The organism is Pseudomonas sp. BGI-2, assembly GCF_004310295.1.
Lineage (GTDB): Bacteria > Pseudomonadota > Gammaproteobacteria > Pseudomonadales > Pseudomonadaceae > Aquipseudomonas.
Map to the genome: position 1 here is coordinate 1 of NZ_SISB01000009.1, position 15,627 is coordinate 15,627.

Annotated in this window: 15 protein-coding genes; 7 read left to right on the forward strand and 8 right to left on the reverse strand. The window is 54.6% G+C overall.

Annotation, left to right across the window (positions count from 1 at the left end; translation table 11 throughout):
* Window positions 1-106: 106 nt before the first annotated feature.
* Window positions 107-1,120 carry a tRNA dihydrouridine(20/20a) synthase DusA gene (gene dusA / locus EYC95_RS08210; protein ID WP_131060004.1) on the forward strand — a complete coding sequence of 338 codons (1,014 nt, stop codon included), beginning with the start codon at window positions 107-109 and terminating at the stop codon, window positions 1,118-1,120.
* Window positions 1,121-1,179: 59 nt separating this feature from the next.
* On the opposite strand, the gene EYC95_RS08215 is transcribed toward dusA, so the two are convergent.
* On the reverse strand, window positions 1,180-2,013 hold the full coding sequence (locus EYC95_RS08215; protein ID WP_131060005.1) for an undecaprenyl-diphosphate phosphatase: 834 nt from the start codon (window positions 2,011-2,013) through the stop codon (window positions 1,180-1,182).
* A 500-nt stretch (window positions 2,014-2,513) separates the two neighbouring features.
* Between EYC95_RS08215 and EYC95_RS08220 the strand changes: the two genes are divergently transcribed.
* The 4 genes from EYC95_RS08220 (at window position 2,514) to EYC95_RS08235 (ending at window position 6,509) form a co-directional block, all read left to right on the forward strand.
* The gene (locus EYC95_RS08220; protein WP_131059906.1) at window positions 2,514-3,254 is read left to right on the forward strand and encodes a winged helix-turn-helix domain-containing protein; all 741 of its coding nucleotides are present in this window, start codon (window positions 2,514-2,516) and stop codon (window positions 3,252-3,254) included.
* 28 nt (window positions 3,255-3,282) lie between these two features.
* Window positions 3,283-4,035, forward strand: coding sequence for an EAL domain-containing protein (locus EYC95_RS08225; protein WP_131059907.1), 753 nt, complete (start codon window positions 3,283-3,285; stop codon window positions 4,033-4,035).
* 29 nt (window positions 4,036-4,064) lie between these two features.
* On the forward strand, window positions 4,065-4,754 hold the full coding sequence (locus tag EYC95_RS08230; protein ID WP_131059908.1) for a helix-turn-helix domain-containing protein: 690 nt from the start codon (window positions 4,065-4,067) through the stop codon (window positions 4,752-4,754).
* A gap of 360 nt (window positions 4,755-5,114) precedes the next feature.
* Complete coding sequence (locus EYC95_RS08235) at window positions 5,115-6,509, forward strand: undecaprenyl-phosphate glucose phosphotransferase (protein ID WP_131059909.1); 1,395 nt, start codon at window positions 5,115-5,117, stop codon at window positions 6,507-6,509.
* A gap of 256 nt (window positions 6,510-6,765) precedes the next feature.
* Here EYC95_RS08235 and EYC95_RS08240 read toward each other — a convergent pair whose 3' ends face one another.
* The 6 genes from EYC95_RS08240 to galE form a co-directional block, all read right to left on the reverse strand.
* Window positions 6,766-8,844, reverse strand: coding sequence for a YjbH domain-containing protein (locus EYC95_RS08240; RefSeq protein ID WP_131059910.1), 2,079 nt, complete (start codon window positions 8,842-8,844; stop codon window positions 6,766-6,768).
* Window positions 8,841-9,602: a capsule biosynthesis GfcC family protein gene (locus EYC95_RS08245; protein ID WP_131059911.1), complete on the reverse strand. Its 762-nt coding sequence runs from the start codon at window positions 9,600-9,602 to the stop codon at window positions 8,841-8,843. Before EYC95_RS08245 ends, EYC95_RS08240 begins: the two co-directional genes overlap by 4 nt.
* Window positions 9,599-10,264 carry a YjbF family lipoprotein gene (locus tag EYC95_RS08250; protein ID WP_131059912.1) on the reverse strand — a complete coding sequence of 222 codons (666 nt, stop codon included), beginning with the start codon at window positions 10,262-10,264 and terminating at the stop codon, window positions 9,599-9,601. The genes EYC95_RS08245 and EYC95_RS08250 overlap by 4 nt, the downstream gene beginning before the upstream one ends.
* A 14-nt stretch (window positions 10,265-10,278) precedes the next feature.
* Window positions 10,279-11,334 carry a polysaccharide biosynthesis/export family protein gene (locus EYC95_RS08255; RefSeq protein WP_131059913.1) on the reverse strand — a complete coding sequence of 352 codons (1,056 nt, stop codon included), beginning with the start codon at window positions 11,332-11,334 and terminating at the stop codon, window positions 10,279-10,281.
* A gap of 140 nt (window positions 11,335-11,474) precedes the next feature.
* Entirely contained in the window at window positions 11,475-11,717 is a 243-nt protein-coding gene (locus EYC95_RS08260; protein WP_131059914.1) for a hypothetical protein, read from the reverse strand.
* A gap of 142 nt (window positions 11,718-11,859) precedes the next feature.
* Window positions 11,860-12,876 (reverse strand): UDP-glucose 4-epimerase GalE, encoded by a 1,017-nt coding sequence (galE, locus tag EYC95_RS08265; protein ID WP_131059915.1) that lies wholly within the window; start codon window positions 12,874-12,876, stop codon window positions 11,860-11,862.
* A gap of 304 nt (window positions 12,877-13,180) precedes the next feature.
* Between galE and galU the strand changes: the two genes are divergently transcribed.
* Window positions 13,181-14,014, forward strand: a complete 834-nt coding sequence (galU, locus tag EYC95_RS08270) for a UTP--glucose-1-phosphate uridylyltransferase GalU (protein WP_131059916.1) — start codon at window positions 13,181-13,183, stop codon at window positions 14,012-14,014.
* 28 nt (window positions 14,015-14,042) lie between these two features.
* Entirely contained in the window at window positions 14,043-14,450 is a 408-nt protein-coding gene (locus EYC95_RS08275; RefSeq protein WP_131059917.1) for a mannose-1-phosphate guanylyltransferase, read from the forward strand.
* A 4-nt stretch (window positions 14,451-14,454) separates the two neighbouring features.
* Here the strand turns inward: EYC95_RS08275 and EYC95_RS08280 are convergent, their stop codons facing one another.
* Window positions 14,455-15,606 (reverse strand): SGNH/GDSL hydrolase family protein, encoded by a 1,152-nt coding sequence (locus EYC95_RS08280; protein WP_131059918.1) that lies wholly within the window; start codon window positions 15,604-15,606, stop codon window positions 14,455-14,457.
* Window positions 15,607-15,627 lie beyond the last annotated feature (21 nt).

Below are 15,627 nucleotides of genomic sequence, written 5' to 3' on the forward strand. Positions count from 1 at the left end.
TTCATCTATTATTCCAGTCCATCTTCTGCTCCTTCTTCGTATACTCTGTTTTTTATCACACCCCCGGCCCACCCCACAGATCCCCCCCTTATCGCCTCCCGCCCGGCTGGAGTTTGTAAAAGGACCCCCCCCACCCCCCGCCACCCCCGCCCCGCTCTCCCGCCGCTTCTCCGTCGCGCCGATGATGGATTGGACTGATAGACATTGTCGCTTTTTCCTACGCCTACTCTCCAAACACGCCCTCCTCTACACCGAAATGGTCACCACCGGCGCGCTCCTCAACGGCGATCACGACCGCTTCCTCCGTCACAACGAAGCCGAACACCCACTCGCCCTGCAACTCGGAGGCAGTGTTCCGTTGGACCTGGCCGCCTGCGCCCGCATGGCTCAGGACCACGGCTACGACGAGGTGAACTTGAACGTCGGCTGCCCGAGTGATCGGGTGCAGAACAATATGATCGGCGCGTGCCTGATGGGGCATCCGCAGTTGGTGGCGGATTGTGTGAAGGCGATGCGCGATGCGGTGTCGATTCCGGTGACGGTGAAACATCGGATCGGGATTAATGGGCGGGACAGTTACGAGGCGTTGTGTGATTTCGTCGGTACGGTTCGGGATGCCGGGTGCACGAGTTTTACGGTGCATGCGCGGATTGCGATTCTGGAGGGGTTGTCGCCGAAGGAAAACCGTGACATTCCGCCTTTGCGTTATGACGTGGCGGCGCGGTTGAAGGCGGATTTTCCGGAGTTGGAGATTATTCTTAACGGCGGGATCAAGACGCTGGAGGCGTGTCACGCGCATTTGCAGACGTTTGATGGTGTGATGTTGGGTCGTGAGGCGTATCACAATCCTTATGTGATGGCTGAGGTGGATCAGCAGCTGTTCGGCAGTACGGCGCCGGTGATCAGTCGGGCCGAGGCGCTGGCGCAGTTGCGGCCTTATATAGCGGCGCATATTGAGGCGGGCGGATCGATGCACCATATCACCCGGCATGTGCTGGGGCTGGGCACCGGGTTTCCGGGGGCGCGCAAGTTCAGGCAGTTGTTGTCGGTGGATATCCACAAGGCTAAAGAGCCTTTGGTGTTGCTGGATCAAGCAGCGGAGTTGCTTGACGGTCGTTAATGGTCAGCGTTTTATCGAAGTAAATACCAGGCTGGTGGGTCCGCAGCCTGGTTCGAGTGTCAGAGCGCTGCTGCTTCAGTCCAGTTAACCCAACCGAATGCCCATGTGGCCAGGATCACCAGACCGAATACGATTCGATACCAGGCGAATGCGGCGTAGCTATGGCTGGCGATAAACTTGAGCAAGCCGCGTACGGCGATCATGGCGAAAAAGAATGCCGTGACGAAGCCCAGGGCGAATACTGGCAGGTCGCCGGCCTGGAACAGATCGCGATACTTGTAGCCTGAGTAGACGGCGGCACCGACCATGGTCGGCATGGCCAGGAAGAACGAAAACTCGGTGGCCGCCTTGCGCGACAGTCCAAACAGCAACCCACCGATAATGGTCGATCCAGAGCGTGAGGTGCCCGGTATCATCGCCAGGCATTGAGCGAAACCGACCTTCAGGGCGTCGGACCAGCGCATGTCGTCAACATGGTCGACATACACCACATGTTCTCGCCGCTCAGCCCACAACATGATGATGCCGCCCACCACCAATGCCACCGCCACGGTGATTGGATTGAACAGATACTCGTGAATCTTATCGGCGAACAGAACGCCCAAGACAACGGCCGGCATAAAACCGATCAATAAGTTCAAAGTAAAGCGTTGCGCATTCCGTTGGGTTGGCAGGCCTGTGACGATTTCGAGAATCTTGCGCCGATACTCCCAGACAACGGCCAGGATTGCGCCCAGCTGAATAATGATATTGAAGGCCATTGCACGCTCACCACCGAAGCCGAGCAGGTCCGCGACAATGATTTGGTGCCCTGTACTTGATATGGGCAAAAACTCTGTCAGCCCTTCCACCACGCCTAAAATCAATACCGTTACGGTAGTCCAAAAATCCATCACCCCCCCCTCATCGACAACAGAAATCTGCTGGCATACTTTAAATTTATCGCCAACGAGCAAGTAAAGCGCATTCAACTGAACATTAAAACCCAACGTTAGCAAATGTCCAGAACCACAACTAACAAATCCAATGTTATACAGCGGCAAATAGGAGATAGCTCTGAACCTAGGAAAAGCACTAACTAGCACGTCGAGTAGCCAAGTGCTGATAATTCATAACTTTCTATAAACAAAAATAAACAACGGCAGCATTAGTCAGCGTCACAGCGTATTTATCTGGAAAAGCGGGACATTGCGGCAAAAGATGGCACAATGACACTCCCGTGCCTGCTGGCATGCCACGCGCCAAGAGCGCAAAGAATCTCGCCAGATTGACCAACAATGTTAAAAAAATTGTGACGCCTGCTTGAAAAACCCGGGAAATGTTACCAATTGTCAGTCACAAATGAGAATCGGTGCTTTAACATCCAAATGTCAGCACCCAGCCGAGTCAAAGCATGATGCTTACAGGGAAATTAACGAATACCAGCCACAGCCACGCAAAGGAGGTGACAGGTATTCTCACCATTGGGCGGACCCATAGTTTAGCTGAGGGTTTCAAGACATTAGTAACACGTCGTGTAGCGCAAGATATACCCGTTGACACCTCGTGCTACAACAACTTGTTTAAAAAAAATAAGGACGCCCATTCATACCGTGCAGTATTCATTATCATTGACTGCCCTCAGGCGTTTAATGAAAGCCTCGCCCTTGTGGAAAATATGCGTACCGATAACCAGGCCCTTATTATTTTTGTAGCGATCACCGGCAGAGGCACCTACAACAAGATGAAATACTATCTTGCCGGGGCCGACCATTGCATTAAATTCAGTATGCTTCCCGAAGAAAACCCGGACGCACTTTCCGAATTTTTTAATAGCGAAGAATGGCAACAGCAGCACCACTTGCTCTTGGACCCGACTCGAATGTGCCTGATTGAAAACTATAAAAAGCTGGATGTATCGTTTCCGGAAATGAAAATTCTTGAAGCGTTTGCAGAAACAAGAAACCAGATATTGAGCCATGATGAAATCGCCAGAATCATGGGGCTTAATATAACGTTTTATGACCCAAGAGCCTTGGAAAAATCTATCAGCCGCCTTCGCGGAAAGATTAAAGGTATGTATGGCACCAACGCCATTCAAAGTATTCGTGGGCATGGATATCGTCTTGTCAGGGGTCTGATTTCGACCACCTGAAGATTAATATGCAGGGAGTTATAGCATTATGAACGCAACGATGAGCGCGTCACACACCTATCGTGCGAGTCATTATCTGTCTCGACAATTGATCCTCACTCGCGATGACTGCCCATTTGGCAGCGAGATCAGAATACAGTTTGACGACGGTCAGGCTCATGCATCCTTTGTTGCCCCCATGCAGCAGATGAATGGCATTTACAGTGAAGTTCTCATGCAGACCCGGCTGATTGCCTTTTCGCTAAAAGATCACAATATTTCTAACGAAAACAAATACTTAAGTCGACTATTCGTTTGCGTTGGACAGGCAGATCTTGCCGATTCCGCACTCACGGAAGAGTTGATACAGTCCAGCGATGCCCTGCGCGATTTTGGCCAGACACTGGTTATCGCTTTCAATGAGTTGCCCCTTTCGGCGGTCAGCTTCATTGATAAAAAGAAAACCCTCAACAATGTTTATCTGTTGAAAGATCACGGCGTAGAAATCGCGTTCGACGGCAATAACATCGATGAACAAAGTATCGAAATATTTACAACCCTGAATCTTTTTGACTATATCAAGATTCCCCTTTCAGCCCTAGACTTGAGCCTTAATCTGACGGGCAACCCCGATTTATTCAATCGACTCCATGAACGCATGACCATGCTGACTCACACCACCAAAGTCGCTTTTATAGCTGACAGAGTGGAGCATGCCGCTAGCCATATACTGGCACGCGCGCTGCCTTTTGATTACTTTCAAGGGAGTCATTACTCCCCTGCCGACAGCCTATTAAATTAAAACCGAGCGCGCCCCTTCAGGAGAGAGACATGGAAAGCACTACCCCCCTCCCCAGAAAATATTTTGTTGTCGTTACTCATAGCCCGGCATTACAACTTGAGCTTGAGGCTTTACTCTCGAGTGAGCGATATAACTCATTCGGTACGTCGCAGGCAAAGATGTTTGTCGAAGATGCTGGCCTACCCTCTTCCGCCCCTAAGCTCATGGAATTTATTTCCCCTCACTTGGACAGAATCGTCCCTCCTGTTATCAGACATGATACACAGCGCATACTCTCGACATTCGAATCCGAGTGGCGAGCGGCCCAGTCCGATACGCGGTTCAATAACATCTCCTCACTTGCGGATGAAGATCGAGATGACACCCGGGATTCCCTCTCCAGCGTGACAGCCAGACCACACTATCCCTATGAAGAAGCCTGGCGACTGAGCAATGTCAATGGCGCTTTGATTAAAGATGACGTGGAGATTGTCTTGACTGGCCTGGAGGCCGCCCTGGTCAAAAAGATGCTGCACCATGATGACCGTGTAGTCAGCAAAGATGATCTTATTCGGAGCATTGGCAGAGAACCCGAACATTATCGAGGTCTGGAAATGTGCCTGAGCCGACTACAGGAAAAGTTCAAAAATGCCAGTAATGGCGAACGTCTTTTTCGGGCGGTCAGGAATCGCGGATATTGCCTGATTCAAAAAATCACAAGGGGAAAAACCTTCACCTGAGTAAATGAAACGACCACGATGGTAGTGCATACAAAAATAAAAAAGCACCCCGCCATTTCACTTTTCCAGCGCCTCCCGCCCCTCAAATAAATCCCGCCTGCCACACCATCAAACCAACTTACATTCTCGACTATTTCTAACGCCTCGCCACCCCAACATAATCGCCAGATTAACTAACCACTCGTTAAAAGTCGTCAGACAGCTTTCAACTCAATAAATTAATCTATTCACTGACGAGCGCGCCGCACAGTGGCGTTTCGCCCGTTAACGTTTTGCCCTCTTATAAAAACAATAATTTTTGTTACATCAACTTGGCTCTTGTCTGTCGACGCGCGAATGGACGTATTTTGGGGATATCGCATGGTTAACAATCTTCGTATCAATCGAAATACCCACCTCAAAGGATTGACCTTCTGGGGACAATGGGCACTGGGTCAGGGCTTTGTTGTTGCCCTGTTGTTTCTATTGGTTTATTACCAGACCGGGACGGTAGAGTTCTATTATCGTGCGTGCGCAATTCTGACGGTACTTGCCTCGGTGCCCGCCTATACATGGTGTGGCGTCTACGCGAAGAAAGATAACTACCTGGAGGGATTGGGACGTTTGCTGATGGGCTGGACAATAACCCTCGCGGCATTGGCCTGCGGGGCGTTCATCTGCAAGGCGGATGACCTGTTTTCTCGTCAACTGATCCTGGTATGGGCAGCCTGCGGTTACATCGGGCAGGCACTGTTGTACGTTCCGCTGCACGGCTTCTCGCAATACTATCAACGCTCACTTCAAAGCGAGCATAAAACCCTGATAGTCGGTACGGGTGAGTTGGCGTTGGGACTCGCCAGAAAGCTGCGTAGCCTTGAACATTTTCCGCTGGTTGGGTTGGTCAGCACCGACACCACGCTCCCGCTGGCGATGGGCTCACCGCCGATCGTAGGCCCGCAAGAGCAGTTGCTGGAGTTAATCAAAGCCCATGACATCCGACGTTTGTACATCACGCTGCCCCTGAGTGAAGCGGCAAAAATCGAAGCCATGTATATCGATTTGCTGGGCGCCAACGTAGACGTGGTCTGGGTGCCGGACTTGAACAGCCTGACGCTGCTCAATCACTCGGTCAGGGTCGTGGACGGCTTGCCGGCGATCTACCTGAATGAAAGTCCGTTGACCAGCCAGCCGACCGCGGCACTGAGTAAAAGTCTGCTGGAGAAGAGCGTGGCGCTGTTGGCCATTGTTCTTCTAAGCCCGGTCCTGTTGCTGATTGCCCTGGCTATCAAACTCAACTCCCCGGGCCCGGTGTTCTTCAAGCAGGACCGCCACGGCTGGAATGGCAAGGTGATCCAGGTCTGGAAGTTTCGCTCGATGCGTGTGCACGATGACAAGGAGGTCAAGCAGGCTAGCCGTAACGATTCGCGAATCACTCCTGTCGGACGCTTTATCCGCCGCACTTCCCTCGATGAGTTGCCGCAACTGATCAATGTGCTGCAAGGCCATATGGCCCTGGTCGGGCCACGTCCGCACGCCGTTGCGCACAACGATTACTACTCCGGGAAAATTCTCGCCTACATGGCGCGTCACCGAATCAAACCGGGGATTACCGGGCTGGCTCAAATCAACGGTTGCCGCGGTGAGACCGACACCATCGACAAAATGCAAAAGCGTGTGGAGATCGACCTTACGTACATCAATAACTGGTCGTTGTGGCTGGATCTGAAGATCCTGGTGAAGACACCCTTCACCCTGCTGTCAAAAGACATTTACTGACGGCTTCGAAGTCAGAAACCGAAAAACGACAAGGGGACGCAAGTCCCCTTTTTCATGGGCGTCTATCAGGCTCTGGTGCCCATGCAAGACCATAACCAGGGACTTATGTCAGCCCCCGGCTTACCGTTGAAGTGTGTTGGGATAGCGCAGAGAACCCTGCGCAGAAGTGTGCTCACTGTGAAACCTTCCGGGCATCCCCCTTCCGGTTGACCGCGTCACGAACTACAGCGTCTGTCGCCCTGTAGTTCGCCCGCCTTCACTCAGTGATCTTGTCGAAGTTGCGGTAGAACAAATCACTGTCACGGCTATCGGTCATCGAGTGCAGCCAGTAGCTGCGATTGAGCCGTGCACCACCGTCCCGGGTCAGCGGCGACCAGACGATGTTGGCGCGACGCATGGTCGACATGCTCATCAGTTCGTCGAAAGGAATCGAGATGTAGATGCCCTTGTCGAAACTGCCTTCGCCGTATTCCGCTTTTGTCGCGGTGGTGAGCGTGGCCCAGGCACCGAATCGCACACCATTGCGCAACTCCCGTGACAGGTCGATGGTGGTGCCCCAATCCCGCGCCAGGTAACGGCCGACACTGACGGCTGCCTGGGTATCGAACGGCAAGTCGGTATAGCCGGTGATATGGCCGGTAACGGTCGAGTAATCACGCAAGCCAAAACCCTGATTAAACTCGCGCTGACGCACGTAGTTCAAATCTGCACCCACCGACCAGCGCTGGCCCGCTGGACGGAACAACACCTCACCGCCAACACCGGCAAACATCGACTCCAGATAGCCGCCGTAGACCATGCCGTACAGGTCTTTATCCAACTGCTCGGCGTGGTTGACCTGGAACGTGGGCATGGTGACGTCAGAGGTCGTCAGGTACTTGCGCAAGTCCGTCCGCACCCGGGGCAATCCACTCGGGGCGTCGTAGGTAAAGTGGTCGTAGTTGTTCACCAGGTTGGCGCTGAGCATGCCGCTCCACCAGGTATTGCGCGTGAAGCGATACTCGGCGTCCGCATCGGCACTCAACTGATAGAGCAAACCATCAGGGCCACCGACGTTCTGTTTATAGCCCAGCCCGATGCCGTAGTTGAATGGATCGCGCGTCGCGGTATAGAGCGTGGTCTCGGTGTGCGGCATCGCCCCATTGACCTCGGTGGTACGGTGCAAAGTTTGCAGCGGCTCCTCGTTATTGACCACTTCGCGAAAGATCTCGCGAGGCACACTGGTTTCTTCCAGCGGCATGTCGTAGCGCTTGTTCACCAGGGTGAACCAGTCGATATCGTCGTTGACGCTGTTGTCCAGAATCCGGCTGGCGCGGCCGACGGCTTTTGCCGAATGGAAATAATTCGTCTGCTCGCCGTACACAAATAACTCGGGGCCGCGCTGGGTGATGCGCTCGACTTTATAGCCCGCATTTTTCTGCAGGCGTTGCGACACGTCGGCCCAGTTGACCTGATCCGGTGGCGTGGCGGGTGCCTGTGCCGGCAGACGCTCCGCTGGCGGATCGTAAGTCTTGGCCGGTGTCTTGCGGCTGACGAAGTTGGTGTGCAGGGTGATGCCAAACATAGCGGTATTGCCGCGTTCCCAGCCAGCGCTGAGATCCACCGAATCGCTCAGCTTGAACACCGCACCGATATTGATGGGCGAGTCTTGCTTGATGGCGTTGTCTTTCGGCTCGTTTTTGTAGTCGTTGCCTTCGTACTCGAGCTTCAGGCTGAGCGGGTCCCACGGTGTCTGGTAGGTGACGCCGCCAAACAATGAAGGTCGCCCACGGAAATAGGCGTTGGTGTTGACGTCACCGGTGCCCTCGCCGTCCGGCCGGGTGTTGAAGCGATCAGCCGCCCAACCCAACGGGTTGTCGAAATCGCCTCGATTGCCGATGTATCCCCAGGCAATACCCGCGCTGAAATCAAAGTCGTCATAGCGTTTGTTGGCGACCAGGAATTCGCTGGAGAACAGGCCGGTACCACCGACATCGCGAAAGCCCAGGCCCAGTTCAGGTGCCCAGTGGCTTTCTTGCCAAAGGCGTACTTTGAGGTCCACGGCCTTGTCTTTGTAACTCTGGTCGCCACTCAATGACTCGGGGCCATACCTGCGGTTGGTGATCGCGGTGTAGCGAAACGAACCTTCCAGCCATTCAAACGGCTGCAATGAAACGCTGTAACGGGTGTAGGGATCGGTTCGACTGGCATTCACACTCAACTCGCCGGCCGGGGCCATTCGGGCAGTCGGTGTCTGCATCAAGCCCACGCCGCCGAAATCATTTTGAGTCAATCGCGGCTCTGCGTGAGCCAAACCACAAGGCAACAACAGCACTGCAGCAAAACGTAAATTCAAGGAACCACCTCAGCCAGTTGCGTGGCAAGAAATTCGGCCAACTGCTGATTCAGTTCAGGTATAGGCGGATTAAGATCATCGGTTTTGACAGGAACGAGGATTTTGCTGCCGGCGGCAGGCACCTGCCCGCTTTCGCGATTCCACGGCGCAATGCCGACCCGGCGGGTGACGCCATCGGGCTGAATGATCCAGAGGTAATCGGCGTCGGCATCGGCCCGCGGTGAACACCCTTGCAGGTAATCCCGGGCCTCCTGCAGCGGACGATAGGCGACCCGGCACGGTTCGGCGACAGCGCCCAGCACTTCAACCGCATCGGAACGCATCGGGTAGACCAGGCTGTCGCCGTCATCGAGGCGAAAGTTGCGAGCGAATCCGACTTCTACCGCGATCGGATCGAGCACGGCCACCTGGCGCCCGGTAACCGGCAAGCGGCTGACTTGCTCGTACAACCGCAACGCCAATGCCGCCCGGCTGGGACGATCAAAGAGCAATGCGGTGCGTTGCAGCACCTTCAAATCGAACAAGACCCCGGCTTTGAGCCGAGCCTGCTGTTCGAGCAAGGGTTGTCGCAGCCAGGCGGCCGCCAGCCAGTAGCCTTCAGGATTGGGTTGCGTATCACGCATCACGTCCAGCACGCGGCCCCCGGGTTGCAGTTCGACCGGTCCCGGATTGCGCACATCGCCGCTGACGGTGACTGCCGCACTCGCGCCGCTGGAAATCAACAACAGGCACGTCCATAACGCCCTGGGAAACTTCAACGGACAGCCCTGCGTTCAGCGGTCAACTGCACGATCTTCAGCCGGAGTCGCCCAGTCAGTTGCTGCTCGCTCTGCAGGATGAAACCGTTGTCCGGATCGACCCAATAATGATTGGTCGCGCGCAGGCCAATAGCCGGTGCCTCTATCTGCTCATCGACACGCAGCACAGCGTATTCCTTGTCCAGGATCCTGATGGTTTCCATAGGTTTTCGGGTGAAGCGACTGCTCACGGCAACGCCCACTTCGTAACCCCGATAGAGATCGATAAAGCGCTGGCTGGTGTATCCATCGGGCAACCGGTGAAGGCCTTGCTTGAACGGCGATTGCGCTTCGATTCGCGTACCGTCCAGATCACCCTCGAAGCCCAGTCCGACAGTGCGAACCGCCAAACCGTCACGCAGCAACAGCACCTGCTTGCCGGACGCGACCCAGTACTGCAAGTCGCCTCGCTCACGCACCATCGCCAACACCCCTTCACCAGAAGGGGTGGTCAACTTGAGTTGGGGGTACTGAACCTCGGCCACTTGCGCCGGGGTCAACTCCAGGTCGTCGGGCCCGGTGGCCACGGCCTTGAAGTTGGCCAGCGTGGCCTTCATCAGCGGATTACATCCACACAACAGCAAGGCCGCCATCAAGCAGACGCTAACTTTCAACGTTCTCACAGTGGGACCAGACCTTATCTGCTGTTGGCTTCACTTAAGTTGTTTTGTGCCGCCGCGCCCATGCCCAGAATCGAGGCCGATGGCACCAATTGACTGATGAAGCGGTTCCAGCGGGTGACGTTGGCAGGACCTACGTAAACAATGTCCTGGGGACGAACGTCGAAATGAGTGGCGAGCGCCATGGCCGAAGGTGACTCGGCTTGCAGTTGATAGATTTTGGCGGGTTCCACATCGAGGTTTTCCACGCCCCGGATGACGTACACGGCATTGCCGTTTGAGGTGGTCTGGTTCAACCCCCCTACCGAGCCAATGACGTCGGAAAGATTCATGGTGCGGGTCTTGAACGTCAACGCGCGCGGCTGATTGACCTCGCCCATCACGTAAATCTTTTTGTTGTCGTTGTACGGCAAATACAACTGATCGCCGCCTCTGAGGTAGACCTTCTGCAACTCGGCATTCTGTTGATTGAGCGCGTCGAGATTCAGTGGATAAACCCGCCCGTTTCGCGTCAACAGCAACCCCGACAAGTCAGCATTCAGAGGGTCGACACCCGCAGAACCCAAGGCTTCAACCACATTGAGCGGGTTGGTGGAAATCGCTTGCGGGCCTGCTTTCAATACGGCGCCCGACACCACCACTTTCTGACTGGCAAAGCGCAATACCGCGACATCCACTTGCGGGTCCGAGATGAAAGTCGACAACTGCTCGGCGATATCGGATCGCAGTTGCTGGATGGTCTTTCCGGCAGCCTGGACTTCTTTGATGTAGGGGTAGTAGAGCGTGCCATCGGAACGCACAAGGCGACCGTTTGCATCGATCTGCTGTTGCGCGCCTGAAGGTGCGGTCAGCTCGGGGTGATCCCATACCGTGATGTACAAGACATCGTTGTTACCAATGCGGTATTCGTCCGGTGTGGCCAACAATTCCGGGGGCAGTGACTCACGTATCTGAGTGGCCCTGTCCATGGCGATGAGCTTGGGGGTAATCGGAATAAGCTCAACCCGACTGTTTTCGCTGGCACCTTCGCGAGTAATATCGCTGGTGCTCATATGTTGACCCGGCGAAAACATACAACCTTGCAAAGCAATACTTGCCAGCATTAAAAAAGGAACACTACGAATCATAATGGCACTACGCTATTCAAGGGCAAACCCAACACAAGATCGCCCAGTGTTAGCCGGGCAATCTTGTACAACACCTGCGGTATTTCTCAGTTTGTGCCGGTGGTCCCGGTAGTGCCAGTTGTCCCGGTACTTCCGGTGGTTCCGCCATTGGAACTTCCACCACTGCTGGAGGCAGCCACGGCACCTGAAACCAGCGCAGTGCTGGCCAGTGCTGCTTGTGCCGCCGTTACATCACCCAGCACTTTTGTTTCCAGCGAGAGCGGTACTTCTACAGCGAAAGCCCCGCTGCTCATCATGGACAACATGGCAATTACCATCATCTTTTTCATATCGAACTCCTTCCTGCGTGTTCTTTATATCTACGGACTTGCGGGAGGTGTTTCCAGTCAATTTTCCCGACCATAATTAACATCGCAGCCTGATATAACAGTTCAGCAGAAAAACCGGGCGCTGAAGGCACACCCTCAAGCCTTACTCGAGGTAGCCCCTGGGATGGTTCGATTGCCAGCGCCAAGTGTCCGTCATCATCTCCTGCAAATTCCGCGTGGCCTTCCAACCGAGCTCCTTCGCCGCTTTGGAGGGATCGGCCCAACACTCGGCGACATCGCCCGAACGTCGCGGCATCACTCGATAAGGCACTGTCCGCCCCGAAGCCTGCTCGAATGCCCGGAGTACCTCCAGAACGCTGTAACCGTCTCCCGTGCCCAGGTTCCAAATATTTATTCCGGTACGCGTCGAGATCGACTGCAACGCCTTGAGGTGTCCGTCCGCCAGATCCACCACGTGGATGTAGTCGCGCACGCCGGTGCCATCGACGGTGGGGTAATCATCACCAAATATTGACAGTTCCTGCAGACTGCCGACGGCAACCTGGCTGATGTAAGGCACCAAGTTATTGGGGATCCCGCTGGGGTCTTCACCCATGTGCCCACTGGCGTGAGCGCCGATCGGGTTGAAGTAACGCAACAGCGCGACGCTCCAGCGCGGCTCTGCCGCACACAGATCATGCAACACGTTTTCGATGATCAGCTTGGATTGCCCGTAAGGATTGGTGGGCGTGCCTGTAGGAAAATCTTCACGAATCGGCATCTGCTCAGGCGCGCCGTACACCGTGGCCGATGAGCTGAACACCAACCGGAACACGCCGGCCGCGGACATCGCCTGGCACAGGGTAATGCTCCCGCAGACGTTGTTTTCGTAATACTCAAGCGGCTTGCGCACGCTCTCGCCTACGGCTTTGAGACCGGCAAAATGCAGGACAGCGTCGATGGAATGCGCCTGAAAAATCCGGTCCAGCAATGCTCGGTCGCACACATCCCCGTGAATCATTGACGCGGATTTACCGCAGATGGATTCAATCGCGTGCAGGGACGCATCAGAGCTGTTGCAAAGGTTGTCCAGAACAACCACGTCGAAGCCCGCCTCAAGCAGCGCAAGTGTGGTGTGAGAACCGATATAGCCGGTTCCACCCGTTACCAGAATCTTCATAGAGCGGTCCATAGTGGGGTATTGAAGTGCTCAATGGCGTGCAAATGTTTAATGCGCACATCACCCATCGAAGCCAATGACTTATTAGCACTTCATAACAACCGACACTATTGATAGACACCGACTAAAACTAACTAAACATCATCAGATCCGACAACTAATAACATTTACCCCACTCTGCACACGCTATTAATTGCCATCAAATCTTCTCTAAGGTATTAAAGTACAACCGCAGTAATACATCAAAACCCACAGTCATACTTTTTTTGTGTGGCTGTGGACAATGACTTTTCAGGATATATCTATGATTCGTAAATGCTTGTTCCCCGCCGCTGGTTATGGCACGCGCTTCTTGCCTGCAACAAAAGCCATGCCGAAGGAAATGCTGCCGATCGTCAACAAGCCTTTAATCCAGTACGCCGTTGAAGAAGCGCGGGACGCGGGTTTGCAACACATGGCAATTGTGACCGGTCGGGGTAAACGTGCACTGGAAGACCATTTCGATATCAGCTATGAACTGGAACACCAGATTCGCGGCACCGAGAAGGAAAAGTTTCTGGCCGGCACGCGAGAGCTGATTGAAACCTGCACGTTCGCCTACACCCGTCAGGTCGAAATGAAAGGCCTGGGCCACGCGATTCTCAGTGGTCGCCCCTTGATCGGCGACGAACCTTTTGCCGTGGTGCTGGCGGATGACTTGTGCCTGAACCTGCAAGGCGACGGCGTGTTGGCGCAGATGATCAAGCTCTACAAAAAATTCCGCTGCTCGATCGTGGCCATTCAGGAAGTCCCCCATGATCAGACGCACAAATACGGCGTGATCGCTGGCGAGTTGATTTCCGAAGGGATCTACCGGGTCAACAGCATGGTCGAGAAGCCGGCGCCCGAGGACGCACCGTCCAACCTGGCGATCATTGGCCGCTACATTCTGACCCCCGATATTTTTGATCTGATCGCCGATACCCAACCCGGCAAGGGCGGCGAAATCCAGATCACCGACGCGCTGATGAAGCAGGCGCAAAATGGCTGCGTGCTGGCCTACAAGTTCGAAGGCCTGCGCTTTGATTGCGGTGGCGCAGAAGGCTATATCGACGCCACCAACTTTTGCTATGAGCAGCTGTATCTCAACGGTCTTTAACCCCACTCACTCACCCAGGCAGGCCACTATGACCACTGCAAAACGCTCGGTAGACATCGAACAGCAAGCGAGCAACTTCGGGGTGATGGCCTGGCTGTCAAGAAACCCGTCGTTATCTTCCACCTCGGCTGCCTGGTTTGGCACAACCTTGTTGGTTGAGCGTATCGGGGTGTTCCCCTCTTCGGGCGATATCTATCGCCCGGTCAGGGACCCCTTTGCGCTCTTGACCCACTTAAACAGCCTGTACGTCCACCAGGCCCTGGATATCGATGAACGCGATGGGCTTAAAGTGATTTTCAACGATTGGCGATTCCGGGTTCGCGTCCGCTATAGCGACCCGGCCATCGTCATCAATGTTGAAACCCGATGCGATCCTGACTTGATGCCTCTGAAAACCGCAGAGTTACTGAGCCATCTGGAACACTTTGAACGGTGAATGATTACTTCAAAGCGGAACCGCATTCACCCGGCACTTCACTGACACCACCGACCATCACGCGATACAAGTAATCCGCGATAAGCCGACCGCCCGAACCCGGGATGGGGTGTATTTTGTCCGGGCCGATCATGGGTGTCGGCCCGTCATTGGCGTAGCGTTTGAAGTCGGGACCGAACGTACACTGCAAACTCGCATACGCGATGTTTTCCGAACGTGCCCAAGGTTCAAGCACCTGAGCGTACTCCGTCATCGGATAGGTACTTGCGCGCGTTGTGTCCTGACGCAGGATCACGTTGATGCTCGCCGCCGGATGAACGTCGCGGATCATCCGCACCAGCCCTTTCATGTTCTCCAGATAGTCCTTGGGCTTAACGCCAAACCCCTGGTCATTACCGCCCAACATGATCAGGTAAACGTCCGCCGGTATCTTTGAGAAGACGGCCTTCCATTGGGTTTGCCATTGGCGGTCGCTTTTATAAAAGTCACCGGAGGCTGCGCCGGAAGCGGCGAGTTTGGAGACCCTGACACCGCCCTGATTATTGGCCAGCCACAACCCGAACAACGTCGGCGAGCCTTTCACCACTTCAAGCCTTAACGCCCACTTATCATTGGCGGGGGCACTTAGTTGTATTTCCTGAACCCCTGAACCGGCCATGGTCAAAGGGTGCCAGGTGTCTGAAGGTGTCCACCGATAGCGCATCTCACTGGTTTTGCCATCGCCCAGGTAGAGCAATTTGGCGTGGGCAATGGACGTATTGATGGCAGCCGTTTCGGTGGAATCCAGCTCAAGATAAGCGCCCACTTGCCCGGTAACGGTGCGGCTGTCCGGACTTGCCTCGCCCAGACTGGAAACATCCCAATCTCCACCGAAATACTTCTTGTTGCTGCGGCTGTATTTGAAATTCGAACCGCCCAGTGCGGCACCGTGATTGAACCCGACATAGCCAGGCCCAGCGAAACCAAAATCTTTCGCCAGGTGCTGAGTGAGGTCTTTGAGATAAAAGTCCTGCCCGGCGCTGTAACTGTCGCCAATCACCGAGATGGCCAGCACCTCCCCCGCTTTACCCTTGGCCATCCCGGCAAGCCGCTCGCGCGAACTTCTTGCTTCGATCACCGGAGCCGGAACGGATCGCACATCTTCGACATAGTCCATTGGCTCATCCTTCTATCTATC